We start from the raw sequence: 26,372 nt of genomic DNA, 5'->3' as shown, positions 1-26,372 counted from the left end.
ACTCATGATTAATTACGCATAAATATGTTATTTATTACAATTCGATTTATCCAATCATTGATTTTTATATAATTATATGATATAATAATTTAATAAATGACTTGATCAATCATTTTACATATTTCTTTCACTATTTTTCGATTGTATTGCTTATAAAAAACTCCGGAGTTAGCTTCGATGAGTGAAAGTAGTAAATAACTAACGAATAATCAACATTAAAAGGAACTAGAATACTATGAAAAATTTTAAAAAGAAACTGGCTTCAGCTTTAGCTGTAGTCACTTTGTTTACATGTGCTTCAACAACCTGCCTGACAGCATCAGCAAGTAATTTTATCGGTGATGTCAACAACGATAACAGAGTCGATGGTAATGACGTGAATCTTCTGAATCGTTATGTTGTTTTAAGAAATGTGTCAATCAACCGTGGTAACGCAGATATAAACGGTGACGGAAACATAAATATTGCCGATGTTGTGTCACTACAAAAGATGACTAATAATAACAATAGAGGCAGTTCTATCTCCTGCACTTCGAAGAATAACACCCTGCTTAGCAGAGGTCAGCAGTTGACATCTCCAGACGGCAAGTACTTCGCTATCATGCAGAATGACGGTAATTTTGTTGTATATTACAAAACACCAGTAAAGAATATTGCAATTTGGGCAACATATACACAAAATAATCCCGGAGCATACCTTGCATTACAGCAGGATGGAAACCTTGTTGTTTATAATAGTTCATCTCGTTGGATCTGGCAATCCAAAACAAGCAATAGTCCATTTTCAGATTATATTCTCTCCCTCGGTAATGACGGAATTCTGAGACTTAGACGAAAAAGAGATGGTAGGCAGCTTTGGTTCAGCACAAATAGTTATCCGAACCTGATTAGACAAGCTCAAAGCAGAGTCAAAGCAAGACATCAGTATTCCTCTATCGATGAGGCAGCAAAAGATTTTATAATTGCTTACAACGGTATGTCAGTTAATCAGAACAGAGAGTACGGTGCGGGCATTGTTAAGGTTGGAAACAAATATACATTTAATCATATTGTTTGGGGTCCTGTCAGAGATAGTGTTAATGGTGAATTAGGCGATGACAATTGGGAAGCAATACATACTTCCGATGCCGTTGCCTATGTCCATACACATGGTCAGGTATGGAATGGTGAAAAAGCAAATCTTGTATTCTCTCCGGCAGATATGAATGTTGTCGATGATAACGATGCTTCCAATCATCTTCAATATGCATACCTCGGAAATGAACATGGCGATGTTTACAGGTACAAGAAGAATTCTACTCAATACAGCTATGATGACTATAGATATAATGGAAAGGCAAGTGGTGATCTGATCGCAACTTACCCTCAATATTCATATTTCTATTCAAACGATACCTCATTTTCTCAGAATAACAATCCCGGTATCTACAGACTCAGCTAATAACGATAAATAAACAAATCGTTATTGTAAGTGACCGCATTTTCATAGCGTACAAATATTGTACTTTCCACAATTGTAGTGTGGCTAATTTCTTTTATATAAAATTAATTGGAATTTATTATACTTCAATGAACAACGCAGACTGAAAGTGCTGTTGATTTTATGAGCTTACAACGGAACGCGAGCTTTTTGATATAGAATAATTAAAGCAAAAAGAACTCTGACGCTCAGGCGAAAGAGTTCTTTGTTCGTCTATAGTCTATAAGTAGATAAAAATAATCTTAACTATTTTTCTTTAACAATATTGCAGGCTGCTTACTAAAAAATATGGCTAGTTTCGTAAATGCAAATACAGCAATGACAATCAGAACCATAAGAGTCGCTGCCAGAATTGACAGGAAATAATCTTTTATATCGGAAGTGATAGTTACCCCAACGAAACTGGTCATCGTTTTTGACGCTATTCTTAATACAAACGCTGATAACACAGATGAAACCGTAATTGATACAAATGTCACGAACAATATCTGCATAATAAAGATTTTTATTGTCTGGATTTTTGTCATGCCTATAGCCTGATATAGTCCAAATACGGTTTTCATAGATTCTATATTTCGAAGCAATATATTATACATGTTCAATAGAACGGCTATAATTATCAGTAACCCAAATACAGTAACTACTTTATTAAGGGTATTCTTCGCTGCATCAAGAATGTAATACGTATCTATTATATCCCATAGTAAGATGTTGATCCCAAGTCCTTCTTTTTCTGCTTTTTCAAACAGTTTTGGAAGTTTCACAAAACTATCTGCCGGGAAGATGGCTTCTGCTTTGTAAGCAGGGATATCTTTAAGAGCATTTTTCCCAAGAATAATCTGCGGGATATCCGATAGATTTGAACATCTATATAGCTTGCTGTTTATAATTCCGGCTATTCGGTATTGATTGCCGAATCGATCATTATCTATATAAAAAGTAATCTCTTTTCCCAATAATGATTGCATATCATTACTGATTCCAAATCTTTCAAGCATATAATCTGATATCAAAACTTCACCATCTTGTGGCTTTGAATTTCCGTATAAGATCACATTTTCATTTGGATAACGATAATTAAACTCTGCAAGATCATTTTTATTATAAAAAGAATCGTTATACAAAATTCCTAAATTGAATCTTACGGCTTTTCTCACTGAATCCTCATCTTCTTCAGTCCCAAAATTAAATGAGAAATCATTATTGCCATAATAATTTTGCTCATCGATTTGCATATATACATTATCAACATTGACAAAGATCCAGTTTTCTTTGCCAACTAACTCCGGAATATTCGGATAAGCAATAATGCTTGGATCAGATATATTATCCCACTCACTTACCTTGTTAAAAATACGATAATTGTTATTTTCTGTTATATTACCTAAGCCATCCAGCTCTAAATTTACTGAGAGGTTACATAATGAATAGTTCTCATTAATGTATCTTTCGTTGTTTTTCCTTAATGAAATCGAAAGGCATATCCACAATATTATAATAGATGAAACGACAGCGATTTCCAATAACAGGTGGATAAAATATATCTTTCTTGCTTTGATATTCAATAAAGATATTTTAATCAAATCAATATATTTCAATTTATATCACCAGTATTTCATATAAATTTAATGTATAGAACTTTATAAGTCTTTTCTGTTTATCAGTTCCTTTATAGTCGATTTACAAGCGGAAAAAGTTATCAGAACAGAAGTTAGAAGCATCAAGATCACGGAAGTTGCAAGTACGATTACTGAATTTATAGCGTAGTTGTTATTTGAAATCTTGATTCCATCAAAAATCTTTGAAAAATAATCAATGATATAATCTGTTACATAACGAGAGATAAACAATCCAATAACATATGATACCAAAAGCAATAATTCCATGATCAAACACATTATTAGTATAACAGATCTATTTGACATGCCAACTGCTCTGTTTATAGAAAAGAAATAGTTCCTTTTATCCGAATAGTTTTTAAATATAGATAATGTAACACTAAATTCAATAGCAACTATAAGTATGCATACACCATAAAGAGAGTATAGCAAAGTTACCATTCCATTAATAAAGGTTGGATCGTAATACGAGTCAAAACCCTCATCATCGAGTATTTTGATTACTTTATTATAATATTCTAGCTGCTCAGGCACCACCTGCATATTGATTGCTTCAACTTCGCTGAATGATTGTAAATACAGTGGAACCGTAATAAAAAATGCGTATTCTGTTTCTAAGGTTTGATCATATATTCCACATATTCGGACATGAACTTTTTTTGCTGCAGCACTATCTACACTAAATTCTATCTCATCATTGACATTAAGATTCAATATGTCTGAAGCCTGTTTAGATATCCATATACTACAATCATGTTCAATATTCCGATCTATTTTCTGTCCGCATAACAAATTATTATTAACATAATCTATATAAGATATAGTTTTTCCTTCTTTCCAGCGTAAAACTGTTCCACTGTTATTGAGAGCTATTTGTTCTGAATCAATTTTCGTATAAAGCTCTTTTCCTTCATCTAATCCAATAGAAACAGGAGATAACAATGGGAAATCATAATATACAACATTGACAGGCATATTTTCTATCGTATCGATATTTTGTATGGGAACATCTAATAATTGTATAGTTGATTTGCCGGTAAGAGTGATATATTCGTTCATTTCATACGGTATCTTTTTTGTAAGATTCAATATGGAGATCTCAGTGCCTAATAAAATAGACAAAATCATTACGAACAACAAAAATAATTTTTTGAAATTTTTGATCTCTAAAAATACGATCAATAGATGATTATAAATTTTTATCATAAACGATCATACCGTCCTTAAGCAATATATGTCGATTTGCTTGCTTGGAATCCTCAGGACTGTGTGTAATAAGTACAACTGTTTTTCCTGAATCATTTAATGATTTTAGCAAATCCATTATAATCTTTGTATTTTTTGAATCTAAATTTCCGCAAGGCTCATCTGCTAGTAGTATTTTGGGTGAATTTACTATAGCTCTAGCAATGCTGACTCGTTGTTGTTCACCACCGGATAAAGTATACGAAAGTTGATTCGCTTTATCTAGCAATCCAACTTTAGAAAGTGCTTCAGATACTTTTTGATTCCTCTGAGCTTTATCTGTCCCATTTATCAAAAGTGGCATTTGAACATTTTGAAACACAGTATAGCTCGGTTCCAGATAAAATGATTGAAAAACATACCCTATATATTTATTCCGCAGAAGTGATTTATATTTATCATTTAATTCTCTGGAATCATGACCACAGATTTCTAAATATCCTGAAGTAGGAACATCAATCAAACCAAGTATATTCATCAATGAAGATTTGCCACTGCCTGAATGTCCGATAACTGCGATATATTCAGCCTCTTCAATATCCAAATTAATATCTTTAAGGATATACTTTTTATGAGTACCTACAGAAACTTCTTTAGATATACCATGACATTTTATCAAACACATATATTTCATAAATCCTTTCAGGTGCTCCCTCCCACTGCCTTTATGCGGTGGGAGCGAGCATCGTTCTCTTTTTGTTAACCTTATATTCCAGTATACCTTTTAATTGTTACTGCCGGCACTTCGCCAATACTGCAAGCGAAATAGCCGTCAGACCAAAATATCTTTTTCTTCCAATATTGTTTTGAAATTTTCCTCAATCACCTGACTTTCACTAATGATTATTATATAAAATTTTTAGTGAATTGTCAATGAAAGGAGTCATTTATGGAACAGAACAGGTTACGCTAACAGCAAAATTACAAGTTTCTGCATCTGTATCGGACAAGGTAAAACCAGAAAAAATGAATTAAACCATCTTTTATAATGTCTCAATATGACCTTGTTTGGAATAAAGATTATTCCTTATCACAAAGCTGTTTTTCAGTAAATACACTTGAATAGCCACTTTAGATAGCAATACCTATCGAGGTTAATGGTCGAAGGCTTAAGCCGTTACTACAACTGGGGAGTTGATTCCTCACATTAAAAAGCAAGAATCATCAAACAACAAGTGACGATTCTTGCTTAAAATCATTTTAATACATATATACCTTCAGCAGTTCCGAGTGTATGATCATCATAATAATAAGTCGGTCCCATACCTGGAATAACCTTTCCATCTGTATCATACAGAATCACATTTCTGGCATCGCCCTGATCTTCATCCCAGCTATACTGTAATGGCGTATTATTATAAGCCGAAAAATCAACAGACTTGGCTTCGTCCACTATCTGCATCTGATCATCTGTGGTTAATTCATATCCATTTTCATTAGCTTTTTCTTTTCGCTCTAAATACACATCAAGAAAATAGCTTTTATAAAACTGTGAATAATCAGCATTTCTTATAGTACAATGATCTTTATCAATTTCAATTTCTGAGGTACTTCCATCTTCATGCGTACATACATACACACCGTAATTGATTGCGAAATCATCCTTAATATCTTCATGTGTTTCTTTATCGGATGAACAAGAAACAAACAAAGGTATTATACAAAGAGATGGAATAAGTAAAGCTTTTCTAATCATTATTTAGGTTGTGCTGAAAGTAGCGTCGCCCTCTGCTTTGGAATCTCCATCAGTATCTAAGGAAGTCCATGAAATTGTTCCATTTGTTGTCTGCTTACGACCTGCAATAGTATAATTAAGTTTATTAACGGTTGTTGTTCCGCCCTTCTTAGGCTGTGTAGACCATGTTGTGTTGGAACTTGCTGTAACCTTACAGTCCTCAACGACTAAATCAATATAAAAGTCTGAAACAGAAACAGTTTTCTTTCCGTCACTTTTCTGTGTTAATGTGATTTTATTGCTGTGTCCACTTACTGTATCTCCGCCGGAACAATTGGCAACAAATGTGCTACTTGTTTTTGTATCCTTGTGTTTTGCACCTCCGTCGCATCCTGTCATTGATAAACAAGCGCCTATCAAGGAAACACATGTCAGCATTGTAGTTACTTTTTTGATTTTCAATTTAATTCCTTCTTTCTAAAATTTTATGACATAAAAATGGATAGATAATTTTATCCATTTTTCAAGTCTGCACATATTATATCACGTATAAGTGTATTTGTCAATTAATTTCATTAATGCATTTTTAAATTAGACATTTCGCACAATTTTCTTTAAGTATCACTTAAATAAGACCGATTGTATTACCAATCGGTCTTTCCCTGTATTTTTATATTATTTGGTGTGTTATGCAGGATATAATATTCACTCGCGAAGATAGAATATTATACAAATTTTTCGCGTTGGAATCCTATGAATTTATGTCCTTGGTATTCCTGTTCCGCAAGCTTGCCGATCACTCCATACACATTCCCTGCCTTACTTTTAAGCCCGGTTATTGTTATGGATTTTCCCGCAAATAGATCTTTCAATTCATCGCTTGTAAATGTATGACCGCCCCATGCGGAACTTATCTTAATGGTTTTACCGTTCCATTCGCCAACGGTTTTATCTTTGACTTCAACCGGCTTGATAGACAATGCGGTTCGCATAGCTGCTCCGTTTTTTTTCATGACCTCTATATCATGCTTTACTAATTCCCGGATCTCAGCAAGCAGTTCCTCTGGATCACTTTTTCCTGCAGCTATTTCCTTCATGTTAAGCATGACCTGTTCTGTTATCTTTATATTTCCTATATTCGTTCCCGGCAAGATCCTGTAACTCATTTCACCGCACTGGGTCATAGTTATCTTACCCTTTTTATCTACAAGTAACGGAAATTTGGCTGATTCGTCTGTAACCTCTGAATAGGTACTTACTCGTGTGGCACCTGTGCCAACGTCATATTTTTCAAGTTGTTTCATTAACCATTTCTGTGTTGGCACAGTGGGTTTCTTTGCAAATCCCTCATGTATAAACGGTGATGCAGTTTTTCCGAGTTCTTTACCTATAGTTTTTTCTTCTTCATCATCTGCATAATTAAATACCGCTTTGTATCCTATTTTTTTCGGGACAGCAATTTTTCCAATAAATTCTGGATACATCTCTATATGCCCTTTTTGAAGTTCATATTCATAGTCTTCCGCCAGCATTGCCAAATAGTTTTTGGCAAGCGTTGTGTATATCTCTGCAGCTCCCTTTCCGTACTTTTTTAGATCTGCCAGCGATTTAGGGACTACCGGGCCAGGCCGGTTAGCTCCATGCGCACAACCCGTTGAGATATGAGTTTTACGCGGAGTTCTATGTGTCAACAGGGAAGTCTTGACTCCTACTACATTTGCAATTGCGTCTATTTTGGGGAGAAGTTCATTAAACTGATCTATAGTTATCTTTTTATCTTCAGTTCGTGGATAACTTACGATCTGGTCTTCGTACATTTTCTGATAGGTAGCCAAAAGTTCGCTTGCTTTTATTCCCTTGGCAGATAATATTGAAGATAATGCTGCAAGATCCAGCAGCTTCCCGGGTGGCTGTGATTTAATCTCTTTTGAATCGACAACAACGCCGGAAAGCTTATATTTACTAGGAACATCAGCTTTGTTTTTATATTTTTCTTCGGAGTTATTGGTATATACATTACCATTTTCATCTTTAAACCTCGTCTGATAAAATGGCGTTTTTTTGTATTCGCTTACAGCTTTAAGCTGCTCGCCTACAAGCCATACCATTGCAGATTTTAAACGTCCTTGCCTGAGTACGGACCTTCCATCTCCGAATATGGTAGCGATCCTAGTGAACTGAATGGAAATAAAATCCCATTTGGTTCGATATAGAGCCTTTATATAGTCCATATCTTTATCCATAGAAGGAATCTCTTTTCTGCTTACAAAAGCCTTCTGGATGTTTACCGCTGCTTCATCCGGGAAGTACATTCTTGAATATTTTCTCGGTCTAAGCTTCAGTTCACTCAATATCTCCCATGCAAGCAATTCTCCTTCGCCAGAAGGATCATCATCAGTTGCAATGACGATTTCATCACACTTAGATAGTACATTATAAATTTCCTTAAGCAGTGCATCTGCTCCGGGCTTCTTTATCCTTCTCCATTTAAATTCCTTTTCATTCCAGGGAAGAAAGTCGATGTTCCAAGACTTGTATTTTCCGGATAAAGAAGCATCGACTTGCTTGTAAGGTTCCTCGAATTGATACAAATGACCTTTTGCATGAGTAAGAATAAATTGTTCTCCGTTGTATATACCGCTTACGCCGCCCAGCGCCTTTTTAAAGTTCTCAAAAGCACTATTTTTTTCGGTTAAAATCCCTACCAAATTCGTTATCCTTTCTCGCTACTCTTCTCATTAAAAATAACTATGGTTGACATATTATCTTCGTATTTCCTGATCTTTGCAGCATCTATCAAGGCTCTTACAGCTGATTTTGTATTATCAGCTGTAAGTACAAGTTCCATAATGATATGCTGCCAGAGAGCACAATGAATACCATCAGATGTTATCACTATGACACCATTCTTAAAATCAAAAGAACCTGTCTGTATCTGAGGTTCAGCAAATGAGCCTATATTGCTCGTCAGCTGGTGCATAGCCACGCTTTCCATGTACTCTCTTTCATCTATTTTATTCTGCAGGTACTCATTGTAGTTTGCCGTATGATCAACTGTCATCTGAATGATTTTTGGCTCTTTGTTCTTATTTGTGGTGATCCACTGAAGTCTTGTGTTTCCGCAATGTGCAAAATATACCTTCTCTTTATGAATAACACAACAGGTCATGCTGCAGCCAAAGTTGGGAAAACGTTCGTCATTAACAGCATTGAATACTCCGAGAACTCTGTTAGCAAGATAAAAAGCCTCATCCATTAAACTGTCCGCATTATCAAAGATGGCTGTTCCTTCACGGTCAAAGCGCCTTTTTATCAGGTTGATTACTTCGGCGCATGCAATACTTGCAGGATTATACTGTCCCTCAATTCCGCCTATACCATCGGCTACGATAAATACAAAAGTTTCAGTATCTAAGGCGAACTGATAAATAACATCTTCCTGCCTTTCACGATTAACGCCAATGTCACTCATTCCATCAAATACTATCATTTCTCGGCTGAATTATCAGCCGTCACCTCCCCGGAGTCACTATTTTTTGAAAGGATTACAGCTGCACTGTACACAGCGTAATCGTCAATGATCTTATCTTTGTAATTCAAGTAGATAAAAGATACTTCCGCTGCGGAATATGGAGTTCCGATCTGATTGACCGATGCTACATACAATCCGTTGATATCTTCAAAAAGGTCTTCAAAAGAAGCTATCCCTTTTTTTGCATCTTCACTGCTTTCAGGTTCGATAACCAGATCGCTCTTTTTATCTGTATAGTTCTTTTGAATAGAAAACAACATATTTTGCTGAACTTCAAGCTCAACAAGAAAATCATCTGGTGACATTTTACCAATGACATATAAAGTGTATACGTCTTGTGTTGACTTTATCAGCTCATTCAGCTTATCTTCCGTTTCATCAACAGACATTATCCATTCTTCGGCTTTTATTTCTCTTTTAGTTTCGATTGTTTCTTTTTCGCAGGCTGATAAAAAAAACAAAGATAAAGAAAATAATACCGGAGCAATTTTCTTAGATAGTCTCATACTAAAATTTCCTTCCGGATTCAGATATAAACTCTTCGTATTGTCTTTTATAATAGTTATAGAAAACCTCGTCTTTCTCTGTTTCAGGTAAAGCGTCATGCAAAAAGTCGATCGGAGAATCATAGAATTGTTCTGCGATATCGCGGAGCTTCCATTTATCCAACCACTTCAGGATGTTACGATCACCAAAAAGCCTGTATACATCTTCTATGTTTTCAAAATTCTGTTGCTGTGTGATTGCATGCTGTAAACATATAGCAACCTTAAGCTTACCATCGTTTATAACATCGAAGAAATGTTTTGGAAACTTCTTGATAACTCCGTTAAGAAGATCGTTATATGTAACGATTATCATTTCCCTTTCATCTAAATGGTAACGGGGACCGAAAACATATTTGAGCAACACCTGAATATCAGACTTGACCATTTTTTTATGCGCTTCGCCGTTTTCTTCTGAGGTGTAAAACCTAGCCTTGCCGTTAGGTTCATTGTAGAAATTTATATAAGACAAATACTTGTCAACCTTATAATTTTTTAGTATTTCAAGATCCAGTCTCTGTTCAGCTGTCTCAGAATCCCAACCTAAAATATTTTCGATGAGATACCTAAAGATCTCAACAGCGATAGAATTGTTTCTATCTGCGTTGTCCCCGAAGTAATATGTTGAGGCCTGCCTTCTTTTTTCTACAAGTATCTCCTCATATTCAAGTATAATCGCCATTTTCTGTTTATCAGTTATGATCACAAAGATCAACTCCTTATTAAAATTTATTTGCTATATATATTATAGCAGATTTTCTCGTGAATTAAAAATTTTATATAGTTATTTTTATTGAAAATAATTTTTCTATATAATAACATTCTCCCCCCGACTAAAAGCTTGGGAGAATGTCACGACAACAACCTAAGACTATTTCAAAGAGTTTCTGAATACAATAAACTCTTTTTTTACACAAAAAAAGGCTCCCAAAGAGAGAGCCTTGAATACATACGTTATACACCTGCAGTCTCAACCGTACCTTACTCTGTTTATGCATAACTTAGTTATTTCAGATTCGGATATTACCGACTAAAACATCATCCGCAATATCTACTTTATAAGTGATAGGTTCTTTATATTGTTCTTTTTCGTCGGCAAATCTTCACGTCCTCAAGAAGTTCGGACAATCAAAAACCATATAAGATATAGTATTCATGCATCTTTCCGGAATAGCTACCCACCCCGGAACCGGTCTGAAGTTTTGAAACCATCTGCATTCCAGATCTGTAGAATGCTGACAGCACCAACACAAGGTACCGCATTGGGCAAGCCCGTCTTTCTGAGCCTCAGTCAGCCTTGAAATGTCTAAAAGCGTTCGTTCAGATGCTTTTTTAGAGATCCGCAGCTCATGAAGTTTGTTTCCGCTGAGTCCATCTTGATAAAAATCAATTTCAGTATCTTTTTCTTTTATAGTTTCTACATTACATATAAATTCTCGGAGAGTTGTGTTCATTTTAAACACCTGCTTTCTAACGTATTTACTTTTTATCTCCAGTTATCAAAAAAGTATCTGATAATATTATATGTGGAAATTTCGATAGATAAAAAAAGCCCTGTTCTATAAATCGAACAGGGAAGATAACAATTATTTAAGCTACAGCAAACATCTTATACAAATATTCCTCAGGAAAACTGGACTGTCCGCCACTATGCCAGGAAACAGTTACCTGATCAAAATCGTCAATATAAATAATAGTAGCGACAGAACCTTTCCGGATATCCAGATAGTCTTCTAAAATCTTAACTTTTTCTCCAACCGTTACTCGTGACATACATAAACATTCCTTTCCTTTATCGATGATATTATTATAGCAGAATAAGGGCATGATGTTCAAGACATCTTTTCTAAATACTTTTTCAAATTGTTCAGCCAAAACCTCAAGTGTGATAAAATATAAAGCTTGCTTTATGACAAAAATCAAGATTGCGAATCACCGTTATTTTAAAAACAGCATATTTTGTTTTACAAATAGCTGGGTATAATAATGTACTATGAAATAGTTTTTTGAATCAATTTTATTAACCTCATATGAATAATTTATAAAAAACGACTCCTGACAATTGACAAAACAGGTATATGTGTGTTATAATCATAATGTAAAATTAAGGACAAAAAATGGGTGACATTTGACGTTCTTAGACCGGTAAACATTGCGTCGGTTAATTGTAATCTACAGAAAATCAGATTGACTTTCTGCAGCGCAGCAAAAAGCAATGTCTAAAACCAAGAGATCAAACAACCGTGATCTTCGGGGATTGCCTATACGGAAAAGATCTTATGCCCCCGGTTTGCATGTGACCGGAGTGATAATTATCATAATTGCCCGCCAAACGAAAGGCGGGTTTTTTATTTTTTTAGCGAAAAGCGATCAAATGATCCAGGAGGGTAAAATGAGTTACGAGATATATCGTATCACCGCTCGATGTAAATGTCCATGCGGAAAAGGAGAGATTTTTCGTGGTGATTCCATGAATGACTGGAATCAGACACGAAGCGGAGACATTGAAATGCACTGTCCGGAATGTTCTAACAAGCTTAAATTCACAGATGGGGGATTAATTGATATCAACTACCCCGACTACTCCGGAGATCCCAATATCAAAAAGCAAATGTCTATAATACAAGATAGAATACAGAATTATAAGTTTAAAAAGAGAAGGAAATCAAAGCTCAATTAATAATACAATACGATGAATTAAAGAAAGAATATTATAAAGATCGCGAAGCGTATTTGACCGAAAAAGAAAAACACATAATTCCTTATACACTTATCCGTGAGAATAATACATAATAACAGAGCTGGAGAATTGCTGCTTAAACTACATCAAGAAAAACTCTGAATTAATCTGTCTAAAATCAAGACAAATAACTGTCTAATATTCAGGCAGTTATTTATTCGTCTTAAATTAAGTGTCTAAAATTCAGATAGATAAATGTCTAAATTTTAGATAAATGCAAGAGCTCACAAACAACCAAGTCTAATTTTTAGGCTGATTATTGACTAATATTTAGATAGAAATGTAACTGATAAGGCGCAGGTGATAGAAAATTAGACAAATAAGTGTCTTAAAACTAGACAGATATGTGTTCTGAAATAACATAAATAGTCTAAAATTTAGGCTGATTTTAGTAGTTTGGGATGTTTTCTGATCTCCGAATGAAGCGGTTATATAAATATATTAAGATTTTGCCAAAACTTACATATTTTGGTATATGTAGCCAATTATTGTAAATTCTTTCCCATAATTTGCAAATTATTATTCAACCGTTGAATAAATCTCTTCAATAATAAGAATAATATTATTCAAACCTTGAAGAAAACGCTTTAGCACGCTAAAACTAACTTTAGCGTGCTAAAACTAATTAGTTTCATATTTCTAAAACTAATTTCATATTTCTAAAACTAAATTTAGTTTTAGCGTAACGAAGGAAAATTCTGGAAATTTTATTCAAAGCTTGAATAAAAAGGTGCCTCAAATGAAGCAAAAATCTTCAAAATCCTAAAACTAATTCGAAAAGTTAGTTTTAGACTCATAAAGGAAAATAGAAACGAAAACATACCCAAATGATACCCAAAACATACCCAAATCGGAGGAAATCCCGGGCTACAAACAGCGTTTGAGTTCATTTCTGCCCTAAAACTACCCTAAAACTGCACCAAAACTGGATTTTTTCATTCGTTTTTTCTTCCTTTTTTTCCTTAAATTATTCAAGACTTGAATAAAAACAAAAAATCAGGGGGGACCAACTTTTTTTCAAGAGAAAAATCGACCTCATGAAAGAATATTAAAACGAAAATACACCCACCGGACAAAGAAAATATAAAACATAGATGCAGCTCTGCTCTCTTGTAAGGTGTCTAAAAATTAGACAGTAAAAAATCCTATCGTTTCATCCTACCTTCATTACATTTTTCCGTCATACTTCAAAATCAACCAACCACGAATACATTTCTCTAATACTAAAACATTCTTTCCCTCAAAAAAGAAGCTTTGTCAAAAACAAGAATGATACCATACTGAAAAATTGCTTGACTTGAATTTTTATGTATGCTATACTTTATGTCAGAAAGGGGAGAATTCAAATGACATTGAAAGGAAAACTTAATGGAAGATTTAGTTTCGATAGTAAGGAACTCATAGAAGAAATCAAGAATGATATCGCAGAGTTTGGCAAAGAAGAAATTTACGCTGTTTGGTTAAGAAAGTACCCCCAATATAATGTAGAATTTATAGTCAACTATGACTTTATCATTGATGATGAAAATGACCCATTCATAGATTTTGAAACCAAGGATGATTCCTTATACGGAAAATTTGAAAAAGGAGAAAATGAAAGGATCGTTCTCATGTCAGCTGACAAAATACTTAACTACCTGCAAAAACAGAATGATCCGATTGAAATTTACGAAATAAATGTATAGATCCTGTTGACATCATTTACTTTTTGTGATATACTTATACTCGTAGTGGGATTGCTACATGCTAAAACCAAAATCGTTTTCAGGAAAATTGGCGGTTGTTATGACCGCCATTTTTCTTTTAAGCTTCCATTCCATAAAATATAAATACCTTTTCTAAATTTTACAGAAGAGGTATTTTTTATATACTGAAGAACCGTACATCCTCATCACATCTCTCCGAACTTCCATTCCCTCATAATAAATAGAACGTGAAAAAGAAATCATGCAGAATAAAAATCAACCACTACTATTTTTCCTGTATATTACGAAACAATCCATAATAGATAAAAACAATTCTACATAAAAAGAAAATCAAAAAGAAGATCGCCCTGATACCAACTTTCTCTTTCACCCTGGGGAATGAACATAAAAAAGAAGTTTCAAAAGAAAAAACAGCCCTGCAGCACTTTCTGACAACACTAATATAAAAATTCCGTATAGTATTATTTTAGACAGCTTTGTTGATTATTTTGTTTGTATCAAAAAAGTTCTTACGTATACTTCTTTTATCGCTCTTTTGAATTCAACCGATAAAATCAAACACTCAGTAAAAAGCCAGAAGAGGATAACATCGACAACACACAGATAATTGAAAGATGAATGGTGGTATAGATGATTCTACGAAAAACAAATATATTATTGACAAATATAAATAATAATGATACAATAATCTCGATGGTTAAATATATTAATGTATTTAATATGGGAGGTCACTTTTATGAAGATAAAAAAACTATTGGCAGCAGTAATGTCACTCTGTATGGTGACAGGTGCAGTAAACTACGGTATGCCCATTATCGCACAGGCCATCACCGTACAGCAGCCTGTTGTGAAAGAGGGTAATTGTTATTCAATTAATATGGAAACAGGTGAGCTTACTCTCAGGGGCGAGGTAACAGAACAATGGCTGAGAGGTTTAAACAGATCACTTGTAACATCTATCGTAGCTGAAAAGGGAACCGTTTTACCGGAATACAGCCAAAATTTGTTTGAGGGATATTATGCATGTACTTATATCGACCTTTCAAACGCAGATACTAGCAATGTTAAAGATATGAGCAGTATGTTTTGTCAGTGTTACAATTTGAAAAGCATAAATCTAAGTGGATTTGATACAAGCAATGTAACTGATATGAAGACTATGTTCAAGCGCTGTGCCAATCTGACTTCGCTTGATCTGAGCGGATTTGATACAAGTAATGTTACTGACATGAGCGGTATGTTTTTAGAATGTAAAAGCCTAAAGACTCTTGATGTCAGCAGTTTTAACACAAGCAATGTTACAGATATGAGAGAAATGTTCAGTAACTGTTCAGAACTTACAAGTGTTGATCTGAACAGCTTTGATACTAGTAAGGTTACGTTTATGTATGATATGTTCCGCAACTGTACAAGCTTAACCTCAATTGATGTCAGCAATTTTGATACAAGAAATGTTGTATCTATGTGTGATATGTTTTCTGGCTGTGGTAACGCGCTTTCAATTGATGTAAGTGGATTCGATACAAGTTCTGTTAAAGATATGTGGGGTATGTTCTATAACTGTTCTAACCTAAGATCACTGGATGTAAGTGGATTTGATACAAGTAATGTTACATGTATGTATGGTATGTTTGAATGCTGTTCCAAGCTGACAACACTTGATCTGAGTGGATTTAGCACAAAAAAACTCAGCTATAATTATGGAAGTGATCTTATATTTAATTATTGTTCCAGCCTTAATACTATTACGTTCGGTGAAAAATTCAAATACATAATAAAATATATGAAACTCCCCAACGGTGAAGGCTGGGTAAACGTTAAAGACCCCACTACTGTTGTCAGCGGTGACGGTGAATATGCAGTTATCGATAACAGTGGTAGGAATACCTACAAGCGTTTGCCTATCGATTCAGAAGCAAAGCCCACCTACCCCACAAATATCAAAGTTGAATACAGTACAAAATCTCATCAGGTAAGATTCACATGGGATAAGGTCGAAGGGGCTGACAGATATGGTATAGCCGTATATCTGGCAGGAAAGTGGAGGATACAGACACAGAACATCACCGATACAGTCTATACTTCTCCCAAAAATCTTACTCCGGGCAAGACTTATAAATTCGCTATCGCTGCCAGAGTTGACGGAAAATGGGACACAGCAAATGCCATCAAAAATGCTGTGACCGTTACCATAAAATAGGCTCCGCTGTTCTAATTTAGTTCAGTTTACTCCATAGACTATTTTAGTTAACCTAATTTGGTCTATGGAGTTTATTATACTTCTTTAGACATCCGTGGGGGTGGCTTTAGAGATACAATTACAATACATCAAGCGTCCATCCTTCAAATTATCCTTTTAGACACCTTTTGCTAATATTTTAATTATCAAAAAAACACAGTGAAAGCTATTGACCTTGCATTTCTTCTTTTTATCTTTCTTTTATTTAGACAGTTATCCTCTATTTTTCAATCATCCGTCCTTTTCTCATTCAAAACAGCACCACTTTCATTATCCTTCGGCACATCACTCTGGTCATCCATATTTCTCATCACTAAAAAACTAACTATATAAACGATGTTATACTGGCGGTTTTGCTGTTTGTTATGATCGGCGCGGCATATCTGGACGATAATATCGTGTTTCACACTCCTTCTTTGTGAATTATTTGTAAACTTGCATTTATTGTATTGCTTTTGTACGCACAGTGTCTTATAATATAGAAAAGAAGATCAATATGATACACAAAGACAGGAGTGATATCTATGGCAACTAAGACTGCTAATCTTTATGTACGGATAGAGCCTGATGTAAAGAATCAGGCAGAATCCATTCTTGAAGAACTTGGCATACCGGCATCCAGCGCAATAACAATGTTTTATAAACAGATAATCCTTCATAGAGGACTTCCATTTGATGTTAAGCTGCCCCCACAGATCGTTAATATGAGCAAGCTAACAAAGGAAGAACTGGATGATGAGATAAACAAGGGCTATGAGGATATGGTCGAAGGACGTGTTATCGACAGCAAGGATGCCTTTTCACAGATTAGAAAAAAACACGGCTTATGAGTTATAGTATAGTGATCACAGAAACGGCTTTACACGATATGGATAATATCTACGAATATATTGCTTACCATCTCAAAGAGCCTGGAATAGCTGCTGACTTACTGAGCAAACTTGAAGTGTGTATCAACAGCCTTGACGAAATGCCATTTAAGTTCAGGACGTATGAAGTTGAACCTTGGCGTTCGAACGGAATGCATATAATGCCCATAGACAATTATGTTGTCCTGTATACGCCAAACGAGGATAGACAGGTCGTGACTATAAACCGAGTGTTTTATGGTGGCATGGATATTCCAAATCAGAAGTAATATTATATATGTCATACTGGAGCATCGATATAAAAGTCGGTGCTCCTTTATTATTTTCAAGGGGAGAAAATAAAAGTGGAGAAACATTTTTCAGTAGTCATAGCCACTGCTTTGGTATTGTCGCTATCAAAAAAATTGTATTAATAATTTTAGTCAAGTACGTTAATCGTTTACAAATATTATTTGCATGCATTTAAAATAATGAAATCATCTATTGTTAATTATTGAAGATTTGTAATAATATTATAGTATATACTTATTGATTAATTTAACCACATTGTGCATAAGTAATGAATGTTCTCTCAGATTTATTTTGATTGATTGCAAACTATACAATTCGAAAATAAGCCCCTCAAAACTATTGACAAATCAGGCTCAATAGTATATAATAACTATACCGACACGACATAATGTCCGTTTTATTGATTATATTCTATAATTAAAAACAGTGATTAATACTAGCTTAACGGCGTATTAATTTCTATTAATTATTCGATTCGCTATTTATATACTAACTGTCCAAAGAGTAATGAAGGTATTATTCTATACTTAGAGTAAGTGTAGTATACAACTTAATTTTCTTCTTGCAACTACATTAAATACTACATATTATTTCGCTGCTAAATCGGATTAAATGAACTTCATGGATAAGTAATTTTGCTTAATCCAATAAATTATTACGACATTCTTGACATCGATGACTTGAATATAGAAAAATTCAACCGAGGAATCATTGAATACGGCAGACAACAGCAACCACTTGTCTGGCAGATATAATTAAACAAAAAACTCATTTTCAAGGAGGCAAATGATTATATGCTTAACAAAGCAAAAGTCGAATTTTCAGAGTATACAAAGATTTTTTCCAAAAACAGCAAGAGTCTTGTTGCTAATATCAGAACCGGCAATTGTCTGTTTCTTAGTGATGAGATAGTCAACATATACAAGCACGCAGAAGCTGAAAATATGATATTTGAACAGCTTTATGTCTGCGTTGAAGACAGTAACTCAAGAGAATTGATCGTCAAAATATCTGAAAGACTTGATGCTTTGAAGATGTGGAAGCACAATGAAAAAGAACTGCTCACTTTAAGAAAAAGCAAAGTCTCTCTTGATATAACAAATAAATGTAACCTTCGATGCAGACATTGTTGCATGTCAGCAGGAGATGAACTCAGAGGCAAAGAACTTTCAACTGATGGCATTTTTACAATTATAGACCGTATGATGCTATTTGATCCCGATGATGTAACAGTATCAGGCGGTGAGCCTATGTTTCGAGAGGATTTTTTTGAGATCACTGAAAAGATACGCTCGGTATATGACGGATCTTTATCAATCATGACAAACGGCACATTGATAAAGGACGACGAAACAGCTAAGTATCTTACAGAAAAATACGATAACTTTAACCTTAGTCTTGATGGATATGATGAAATATCTTGTGAAGCAATCAGAGGAAAGGGCGTATTTGACAAAGTTATAAATGCCGTGAAGTACCTTCGTAAATATACAAATAGGATAAGTCTTTCCATGATAAGAACATCTGATAATATGGATAATACTACACAATTCAGAGAACTTTGCAAGTCACTTGATGTTTTTCCCGTCATCAGAGCATTTGAACCTGTCGGCAGAGGCAGAGAACTTTATGATCAGGTGAAGGTAGATAGAGAAAACGATACAAGCTGCATAAACTGGAATCGTGTCGAGGATAATTTTGTTTCAAATAAGCTTTACAACTACCAGCCCCAGATATTTGCCTGTCAGGGTGCTGTTACAGAATTCCAGATTGACCAGAAGGGCGATGTTTTCCCCTGCCCGATGTTTATGGATGATGAATACAAGCTGTTCAATATCCTTGATATTGAAGACCCCGAAGAGTTTATTTCATCAAGAAAATATCTTACATCGGAGGGATATTATAATTTCTCAAGATATCTGCCCGAAAATGTACCGCATTGCTCGAATTGTGAAAAACAGCTTATGTGTTTTAGCTGTGCAGCCGAGATAAAAAAGATGATGGTCAGTGGAGATATCGAAAGGCGCTGTGCTGAATACAGCAACTATTTCGATTTGTACTGGAGAGATTATGAGCGCGTTTAATATCTGGATAACTGAAAAATGCAACCTTTGCTGCTCCTATTGTTATGAGGGAATAAAGCGTAACATAGCGATGGATGATGAAGTAATAGAAAAGACTATCTCTTTCATACAGGAACATATGGAGCGTGGAAAGTCAAACATGATAAATTTTCATGGCGGAGAGCCTCTGTTAGCTCTGGACGGCATTGAAAAAATAATGGTCAAGTGCGGCAAATTCGGAAGATTTGGCTATTCGCTGACTACCAATGGTACAGTAATGAATGACCGTGTTATAGATGTGCTGAAAAAGAACAATGTATACGTATCTCTCAGCATTGACGGTACGGAGAAAGTGCATGACATCAATAGAAAAAAGCATGACGGTACCGGTTCCTATGTTTATGCGATAGGCGCACTTGAGGCGTTAATGGAAGAAAAAATCGATGTAAGGATAAGGATGACTGTTACCCCTGATACAGTGGAAAGATTGTATGAAAGCGTAACAAGTATCGCAAGCATGAATGTTAAGACCATTGTTGGAATGATCGATCTTTATGACAATCGCTGGACTGATGAACTGTTTGATACCCTTCAGGAACAGCTGATAATGATATATACAGCACTTGATGAGAACGATACAACGGAATTCTCATTCTACAGTGATATAAAACAAAAATTGAAAAAAGGGCTCTGTGACGGAGGTGTGACGAACTTCAATATCGCAGCAGACGGAAATATATATCCTTGCTCTTGTATGGTAAATGATGCAGAACATATCATAGGTTCTGTGTTCAGTGGCATAGATAACATATTATTAGATAAATATATGGTCTATTACGATAGGAGAAATACCACCTGTGATGGTTGTAGAAATGAATATACCTGCCTTTCAATGAGATGCAAGTATACCAACAAATCGCTTACGGGCGACTACCTGACTGCTTCACCTATGATATGCAAATTAGAGCATATCATGCATGGTATTCGGGTAAAGAATAATGCTTAGATCAGGTTAAACTGCCTGATTTAATAAAATAGTATAGGAAAGGAAGTGACAACATGAAAATCGAAAAGATCACAGATGCTTTTGTAAATGAGTTTGATGCTCAGGCACAGAGTTGCTATGATGACTGCAATGAGTACCGTGGTTCCGCTCGCGCTAATATCGAAGAGCAGATAAAAGGTGATCGTGAGTACTGGGGATTTGATATTGATGAGTATAAAGATATAACAGCTAATGGCGACCTTTACTGCTATCGTGACAAGACTCCTAAGACATGCATTTACTGGTAAAAAGCATAACGAAAAACAGGGCGTGACCATACGCCCTGCTTTTTGTGTTCTAGAGGATAAAAATATGATGAAATTTAATCTTGCAGTCATTGATACTGCTTTGAATATAGATGCCATTCCTGAAAGTATCAGGAACAAAATTGTTATTAAAGACTACTTTGGGCGTGATACCAAAGCGACCCACAGTGCGATGGTGATAAATATACTTTTGAAATACATTAATTCCGATCTGATAGAGAAGATATATCTGTATAATATTTTCACAAAAGAACACCAAGGCAGTGGCCTTGCAGCATTTAATGCGCTAGAAGACATTTTGAAGAATAACGATGTGGACATCATCATAATGTCAGTAACACTGGCTAACAAGGAACGCTATGAGCAGACTAAAGATATCTGCAAAAGGCTAGCATTATCTGGTGTTACGATAATAGCGGCTGATTCAAACAGACCCTCGGAGGGTTTATGCTATCCGTTTTCTTTTGACTGTGTATATGGTATAAGCCAGGGTGCGTTTACAGAAAAGCCATATTTTTGCGTTAATGATATGGGAACAAAGCATATCTCAGGCGATGCCGAAGCTGAGTTTATCAATTGTGGGAATATCGGTCCGTGTCTATTCGGCGGGACGAGCAAGGCTGTACCGAAATTTGCTTCTGCCATCATAAATGCCTTTGCAGATGAAAATGACAACAGCTGTGATAAAATAGAGGAGTGGATCAAGAAAAGCGCTCTTTCGGAAGAAGATAATATTATACGTCAGATAAGAGAAAATGCTCTATCCTGCGAATTTAGCCAGGAAATTCTGGATGAACTGTACGGTTATATCAGCGAATGTCCTACAGATATAAGCTGTTTCGGTGAGATCTCACCCACCTTTGAACTTTGTGAACTGGGCAGCTGCGAACTTTATAAGTTCATCACATTTATGCTGAATAAGTTCAGAATATCTGCAACACCCGAGGATATGAGATATACCGATTTTGCGACTATCGGCAGTTTTTGTGCATATATAGGGGAGAAGATTCATAAATGAAGAAAGTTCCTTTTTTTAAAAAATATCATATAAAAACGATGATTTCGTTTTTTATGAAATTTAAAAAGTATTATTTTGTATCACTTTTCCTGACGCTCATTTCTTCCATTATACTTTATCTTGCACCTCTCATCAATATACTTATATTTGATAAAGGATTAAAGAACAAGGATCTGAAAGTGCTATTTTTCTCTGTTATGCTGCTGCTGGCAGCGAATGCCTTGACGGAGATATTCAATATAATGCAGATGAGATTCGATATGTTCCTTAACTACAAAATGTCTAAGGGACTAAAAACCAAAATACTTGACTACTGCATCGATAATTCCTTTTTTGCTGACAAGTCGGGAGAATATGTATCCCTGCTCGAACGGGATGCATCTTCATACATAAGCCTGGCTTATAAAGAATCCATCAACTTTGTAAGAAATATAATAAGCGCAGTTTCCTCAACGATAATCGTGATAAAATTACAGCCAGATCTTGCTCTGGTATCTGTAATATTGCAGTCGATGCTGATAATTGTACGTCTGAAGACACAGGGCATCGAAGAGTTAAAGGGTAAAGAGTCACGCAACAGTTATATAGCTCTGCACTCCGCTATCAACGAGATAGTGCTGAATATGAAGAAGATATCCTTGCTAGGTGCAGGAAGTTTTGCGAAGAAACGATATGAAAAAGCTCTGGACAATGAGTATAAAGTCACCAAGTCACAGACTATGTTTTCGAGCATGATACAGTCGTTCATCTCATTGACGATGAACGTAGTTGGTGGTATAATACTATTGTGGGGCGGTTACAAGGTCATCCTGGGTACCCTTACTGTTGGAGCCCTTATCTCATTCAACCAGTACGCTTCCTCACTTTCATCACCGATAATCGGTCTTATCTCTATACCATCTAACTTTGCTTCAAAATATGATACTATCAATAAAATATCAACTATCCTTGAAAGAAAAGACACTACCCAGGAGAAAATTATCGATAGTATTTATGAGATAAAGGTATCAAAGCTTTCATTCTCATATGATACAGAAATGATATTCCATGATGCAAAGGCAAAGTTCAAAAAGGGACACATTTACTACATATGTGGTCAAAGCGGTGTTGGAAAGTCTACGCTTTTACAGCTTATATCAGGTCAGTTGAGAAATTACAAAGGTACGATAAAATACAACGATTCAAACCTTCAAGAGATAGGCACAAAGAACATTTCCGACCTTGTTTCCGTTGTGATGCAGGAAAGTGTACTGTTCAATGATACGATTCTTAACAATATCGTTCTTGATCAAGAGATAGACTTAGAACGCATAAGGTATCTTTGCAGGATATGCAATATCCTAGACGATATTGAAGAACTGCCCGATAAATTCGATACTATTGTCTCGGAAAAGGGCGACAGTTTCTCAGGCGGTCAGAAAAGCAGACTGTGCCTTGTACGAGCACTTTATAAAAACCTTCCAGTCCTTATCATAGATGAGATAACTGCCGGGCTTGACGGAATAACAGAGCGCAATATCAGAGAGAACCTCTCTGAGGTAGTCAGCGACAAGATAGTTATAATTGTTACGCACAGCAGCAATTTCATTATGGATAAGTCGATAATTTATAACATAAACGATCATAAAATAAAGCAGGGAGAACCCAGATGTTTAAAATAGTATACAGATATATCCTGAGAAATAAAAAGTATAGTATAAGCGCAATAATAGGTATCGTTGTATCGACAATGCTGATGTTCAGTATGATACAGATCAGCGCAAGCTATATTATTTCATACAGGTCTTTCATTAGTTCGGGAGCACCGCAGGATTTCTACGTGGTGGATCTTAGTTATGATGAACTTACAGCTATAAATGATAAGTTCAGTAATATGGGAAAAGATAAGCCTGACAGATACCTATCTACCATTTACGTTGGCGATATGGACTATGACCTCTCGAAAGCATCAGTCATTATGGGATACGAAGGTGATCTGGATTACTTCAAGAAAACTTCGCTTATAAGCGGTGAATACCCTTCAGCCGAAAACGAGATATGCGTTGAGGAAAGCTACACTATATCCAATCCTGAACTAAAAATAGGCGATGACCTTACCCTTGATTTTATAATGACAGATCAGACCAATGAGAAACAGTTAAAAGTCAGCAGAACTTTCAACGTGTGCGGAATAATAAAAGACACTATGGATACGGGAAATTTCTTCTTTACCGATCTAAAAACAGCCGCAGATATCTACAGCGAAAACGGTCTGCCATGCAGCAAATCCAATTCAATAACAGTCGAAGCAGAGGAAGGAAACCTCAATGAAGACAAGCAAGTCATTGCTGTTAATGCTATAAGCGATATCGTAGTTGATGGGACCCCCGAAGATAGAAGATATTTCAACTACGAACAGCTTATCCGAAATGAAGAAAAGACTGCGAATTACGATGAAGAGGGTTCATTCAGGGCGGTATCACTGGGTATATTTCTACTTTCGCTTATAATCGCAGTCTGCCTGACTATATTCGTCTATAACACGATCACTCTCAGCTTTGCCCGCAAGATAAGTGTTTTCGGTACTATGCGCTGTATCGGTCTAAACAACAGGCAGCTCATACGGTTCATTCTCTCTGAGCAGTTCCTGATTGTATCGGCAGGAACGATCATAGGTATGGCATCAGGTGCACTGCTTAATCTTGCTGTGGCCGAGAAGATAATGTCTGCACTGATAAATACAGCCGCAAGCATGAAAGTAGAACAGAAAGTATCCACCTATCTGATTACCTATCTGCTTACCCTTGTTTCGGCATTTATTGCCTGCCTTAAACTTATACTTAAAATCAGGAAGACCAATCCTGTAAATATAAGGACATTCAATGCCACCAAAAAGATGCTCACAGAAAAGACAAAAATGTTTTCTTCAAAAAATTATCTTTTTGGTCTTGCTTTACGCAATCTTAGAAGGAACTTTGCAAAGAGCGCCATACAGACTGTTACACTAACTGTTAGCTTTCTGCTATGCCTGGTGATAAGTAATGTATTTGCGGTAATAGGTTTCAATTCTGTCAAGACCGCAGCCGATTTCAGTGATTATTCAATACAGACAAATATCACCGATCTTAAAAGTGAAAATAACTGCTTCACCGAAGCCGATCTGGAGCAACTGTGTTCTACGGATAAGGTAGAAAAGGTATATACAGAGAAATGCTTTGTTGATTACACATGGGACAAGGCAAAACAACAGGACGAAGACGATAATCTTCAGGTGATGCTGTATGACGATGAACTCTGGATGCAGTTCTCGAAAATCAATGGCATCACTTATGACGGTTCAAAGCCATTTTCCGTATTGATATCAGAGAAAGAGTTTAAAGAGGTAGAGATATATTCACGGGATACTGATAATAAGTTCTCTGTGAAGCCAGATCACTGGTTTGCTGCTGCCAGCCAGCTGAATTATGCGCTGTACCACAACAGTAATACTCTGATAATAAATGAAAAGCTGGCAGAAAGCAATAATATGGAAAACAAAGGCTACTGTGCATTCCTTGTCAAAACGGATCGTTCAATGACCGAGCTTTCAGCTATGACATTTTCAGCTTCTGATGTATATGTTACCGATCTTCACGACGGACGTGCAGAATCTGAATCACAGCTTATCGGTATGATTATCATATCAGGATATATAGTTATTGCGACAATAGTGCTCAGTTTTATGATAATAAGCAATACTATCAAGGAGAATATGACAAGCAGAAGGTCGGAATATGGCGTTATGCGAGCTATGGGTCTGAAACTGAAAGATCTGTGGACAGTAGCCTGCTATGAGAACCTTGTGCTTTCACTAATAGCAGTTCTTATAAGTATACCACTTTCTCTTATAGTAAACGTGTATATTTCCTTTGTACTGTTTGATAAGATAAAAATTTCGATACTTGCATATCTGCTCGTAAATCTGATATTCATAGGTGCGATAGAACTGTTTGCATATTTCAATATCAAGGGCAGTACAAAAGATTCGATAGTAGAAATGATATATGAAAGGTAGTGATGA

The 26,372-nt window shown here is 35.6% G+C and carries 24 protein-coding genes; 12 read left to right on the top strand and 12 right to left on the bottom strand.

Going from position 1 to position 26,372, the window contains the following annotated elements:
- Positions 1–235 precede the first annotated feature (235 nt).
- Entirely contained in the window at positions 236–1,441 is a 1,206-nt protein-coding gene (locus N773_RS0118665; protein WP_024859145.1) for a dockerin type I domain-containing protein, read from the top strand.
- 281 nt (positions 1,442–1,722) lie between these two features.
- Here N773_RS0118665 and N773_RS0118660 read toward each other — a convergent pair whose 3' ends face one another.
- The 12 genes from N773_RS0118660 to N773_RS23115 all read right to left on the bottom strand — a co-directional run bounded on the left by N773_RS0118660 (position 1,723) and on the right by N773_RS23115 (position 12,019).
- The gene (locus tag N773_RS0118660; protein WP_196231692.1) at positions 1,723–3,003 is read right to left on the bottom strand and encodes an ABC transporter permease; all 1,281 of its coding nucleotides are present in this window, start codon (positions 3,001–3,003) and stop codon (positions 1,723–1,725) included.
- Between the two features lie 117 nt (positions 3,004–3,120).
- Complete coding sequence (locus tag N773_RS0118655; RefSeq protein WP_196231691.1) at positions 3,121–4,158, bottom strand: FtsX-like permease family protein; 1,038 nt, start codon at positions 4,156–4,158, stop codon at positions 3,121–3,123.
- 130 nt (positions 4,159–4,288) lie between these two features.
- Positions 4,289–4,978: an ABC transporter ATP-binding protein gene (locus N773_RS0118650; RefSeq protein ID WP_242840463.1), complete on the bottom strand. Its 690-nt coding sequence runs from the start codon at positions 4,976–4,978 to the stop codon at positions 4,289–4,291.
- A 71-nt stretch (positions 4,979–5,049) separates the two neighbouring features.
- On the bottom strand, positions 5,050–5,166 hold the full coding sequence (locus tag N773_RS23570) for a transposase (RefSeq protein WP_242840462.1): 117 nt from the start codon (positions 5,164–5,166) through the stop codon (positions 5,050–5,052).
- A 373-nt stretch (positions 5,167–5,539) separates the two neighbouring features.
- Positions 5,540–6,040, bottom strand: coding sequence for a hypothetical protein (locus tag N773_RS0118645; RefSeq protein ID WP_024859141.1), 501 nt, complete (start codon positions 6,038–6,040; stop codon positions 5,540–5,542).
- A gap of 3 nt (positions 6,041–6,043) precedes the next feature.
- Positions 6,044–6,481, bottom strand: a complete 438-nt coding sequence (locus N773_RS0118640) for a hypothetical protein (RefSeq protein WP_155250953.1) — start codon at positions 6,479–6,481, stop codon at positions 6,044–6,046.
- Between the two features lie 263 nt (positions 6,482–6,744).
- Positions 6,745–8,727 (bottom strand): DNA topoisomerase, encoded by a 1,983-nt coding sequence (locus tag N773_RS0118635; protein WP_051454334.1) that lies wholly within the window; start codon positions 8,725–8,727, stop codon positions 6,745–6,747.
- Positions 8,728–8,732: 5 nt separating this feature from the next.
- Positions 8,733–9,509: a PP2C family protein-serine/threonine phosphatase gene (locus N773_RS0118630; protein WP_013483359.1), complete on the bottom strand. Its 777-nt coding sequence runs from the start codon at positions 9,507–9,509 to the stop codon at positions 8,733–8,735.
- Complete coding sequence (locus N773_RS0118625) at positions 9,506–10,057, bottom strand: hypothetical protein (RefSeq protein WP_024859138.1); 552 nt, start codon at positions 10,055–10,057, stop codon at positions 9,506–9,508. Before N773_RS0118625 ends, N773_RS0118630 begins: the two co-directional genes overlap by 4 nt.
- Before the next feature lies 1 nt (position 10,058).
- Entirely contained in the window at positions 10,059–10,802 is a 744-nt protein-coding gene (locus N773_RS0118620; protein WP_024859137.1) for a hypothetical protein, read from the bottom strand.
- Between the two features lie 397 nt (positions 10,803–11,199).
- Positions 11,200–11,550, bottom strand: coding sequence for a hypothetical protein (locus N773_RS0118615; RefSeq protein ID WP_024859136.1), 351 nt, complete (start codon positions 11,548–11,550; stop codon positions 11,200–11,202).
- Positions 11,551–11,686: 136 nt separating this feature from the next.
- A complete protein-coding gene (locus N773_RS23115; protein WP_024859135.1) occupies positions 11,687–12,019 on the bottom strand; it encodes a hypothetical protein in 333 nt (110 codons plus the stop codon).
- A gap of 469 nt (positions 12,020–12,488) precedes the next feature.
- On the opposite strand from N773_RS23115, the gene N773_RS22430 reads away from it, so the two are divergent.
- From N773_RS22430 to N773_RS0118550, 11 genes are all read left to right on the top strand, one after another.
- Positions 12,489–12,776, top strand: a complete 288-nt coding sequence (locus tag N773_RS22430; protein WP_155250952.1) for a hypothetical protein — start codon at positions 12,489–12,491, stop codon at positions 12,774–12,776.
- Positions 12,777–14,182: 1,406 nt separating this feature from the next.
- On the top strand, positions 14,183–14,521 hold the full coding sequence (locus tag N773_RS0118600) for a hypothetical protein (RefSeq protein WP_024859133.1): 339 nt from the start codon (positions 14,183–14,185) through the stop codon (positions 14,519–14,521).
- 757 nt (positions 14,522–15,278) lie between these two features.
- The gene (locus tag N773_RS21620) at positions 15,279–16,742 is read left to right on the top strand and encodes a BspA family leucine-rich repeat surface protein (protein WP_024859132.1); all 1,464 of its coding nucleotides are present in this window, start codon (positions 15,279–15,281) and stop codon (positions 16,740–16,742) included.
- 563 nt (positions 16,743–17,305) lie between these two features.
- Positions 17,306–17,611, top strand: a complete 306-nt coding sequence (locus tag N773_RS0118585; protein ID WP_024859130.1) for a type II toxin-antitoxin system RelB/DinJ family antitoxin — start codon at positions 17,306–17,308, stop codon at positions 17,609–17,611.
- Positions 17,608–17,919: a type II toxin-antitoxin system RelE/ParE family toxin gene (locus N773_RS20750; RefSeq protein WP_043538446.1), complete on the top strand. Its 312-nt coding sequence runs from the start codon at positions 17,608–17,610 to the stop codon at positions 17,917–17,919. Before N773_RS0118585 ends, N773_RS20750 begins: the two co-directional genes overlap by 4 nt.
- A gap of 816 nt (positions 17,920–18,735) precedes the next feature.
- Positions 18,736–20,025, top strand: a complete 1,290-nt coding sequence (locus N773_RS0118575; protein WP_024859129.1) for a radical SAM protein — start codon at positions 18,736–18,738, stop codon at positions 20,023–20,025.
- Entirely contained in the window at positions 20,012–21,010 is a 999-nt protein-coding gene (locus N773_RS0118570) for a radical SAM/SPASM domain-containing protein (protein WP_024859128.1), read from the top strand. The genes N773_RS0118575 and N773_RS0118570 overlap by 14 nt, the downstream gene beginning before the upstream one ends.
- A 53-nt stretch (positions 21,011–21,063) precedes the next feature.
- On the top strand, positions 21,064–21,297 hold the full coding sequence (locus tag N773_RS0118565) for a hypothetical protein (RefSeq protein ID WP_024859127.1): 234 nt from the start codon (positions 21,064–21,066) through the stop codon (positions 21,295–21,297).
- A gap of 64 nt (positions 21,298–21,361) precedes the next feature.
- Positions 21,362–22,333: a S8/S53 family peptidase gene (locus tag N773_RS0118560; protein WP_024859126.1), complete on the top strand. Its 972-nt coding sequence runs from the start codon at positions 21,362–21,364 to the stop codon at positions 22,331–22,333.
- Between the two features lie 53 nt (positions 22,334–22,386).
- Positions 22,387–23,994 carry an ABC transporter ATP-binding protein gene (locus N773_RS0118555; RefSeq protein ID WP_196231690.1) on the top strand — a complete coding sequence of 536 codons (1,608 nt, stop codon included), beginning with the start codon at positions 22,387–22,389 and terminating at the stop codon, positions 23,992–23,994.
- The gene (locus tag N773_RS0118550) at positions 23,982–26,366 is read left to right on the top strand and encodes an ABC transporter permease (RefSeq protein WP_024859124.1); all 2,385 of its coding nucleotides are present in this window, start codon (positions 23,982–23,984) and stop codon (positions 26,364–26,366) included. Before N773_RS0118555 ends, N773_RS0118550 begins: the two co-directional genes overlap by 13 nt.
- The last annotated feature ends 6 nt before the right edge of the window (positions 26,367–26,372 follow it).

It is taken from the genome of Ruminococcus albus AD2013, from assembly GCF_000526775.1.
In the GTDB taxonomy this organism is placed as follows: Bacteria; Bacillota; Clostridia; order Oscillospirales; family Ruminococcaceae; genus Hominimerdicola; species Hominimerdicola alba_A.
Note: the sequence above shows the minus strand (reverse complement) of the source record. Positions and strands in the feature narration are given on the sequence as shown.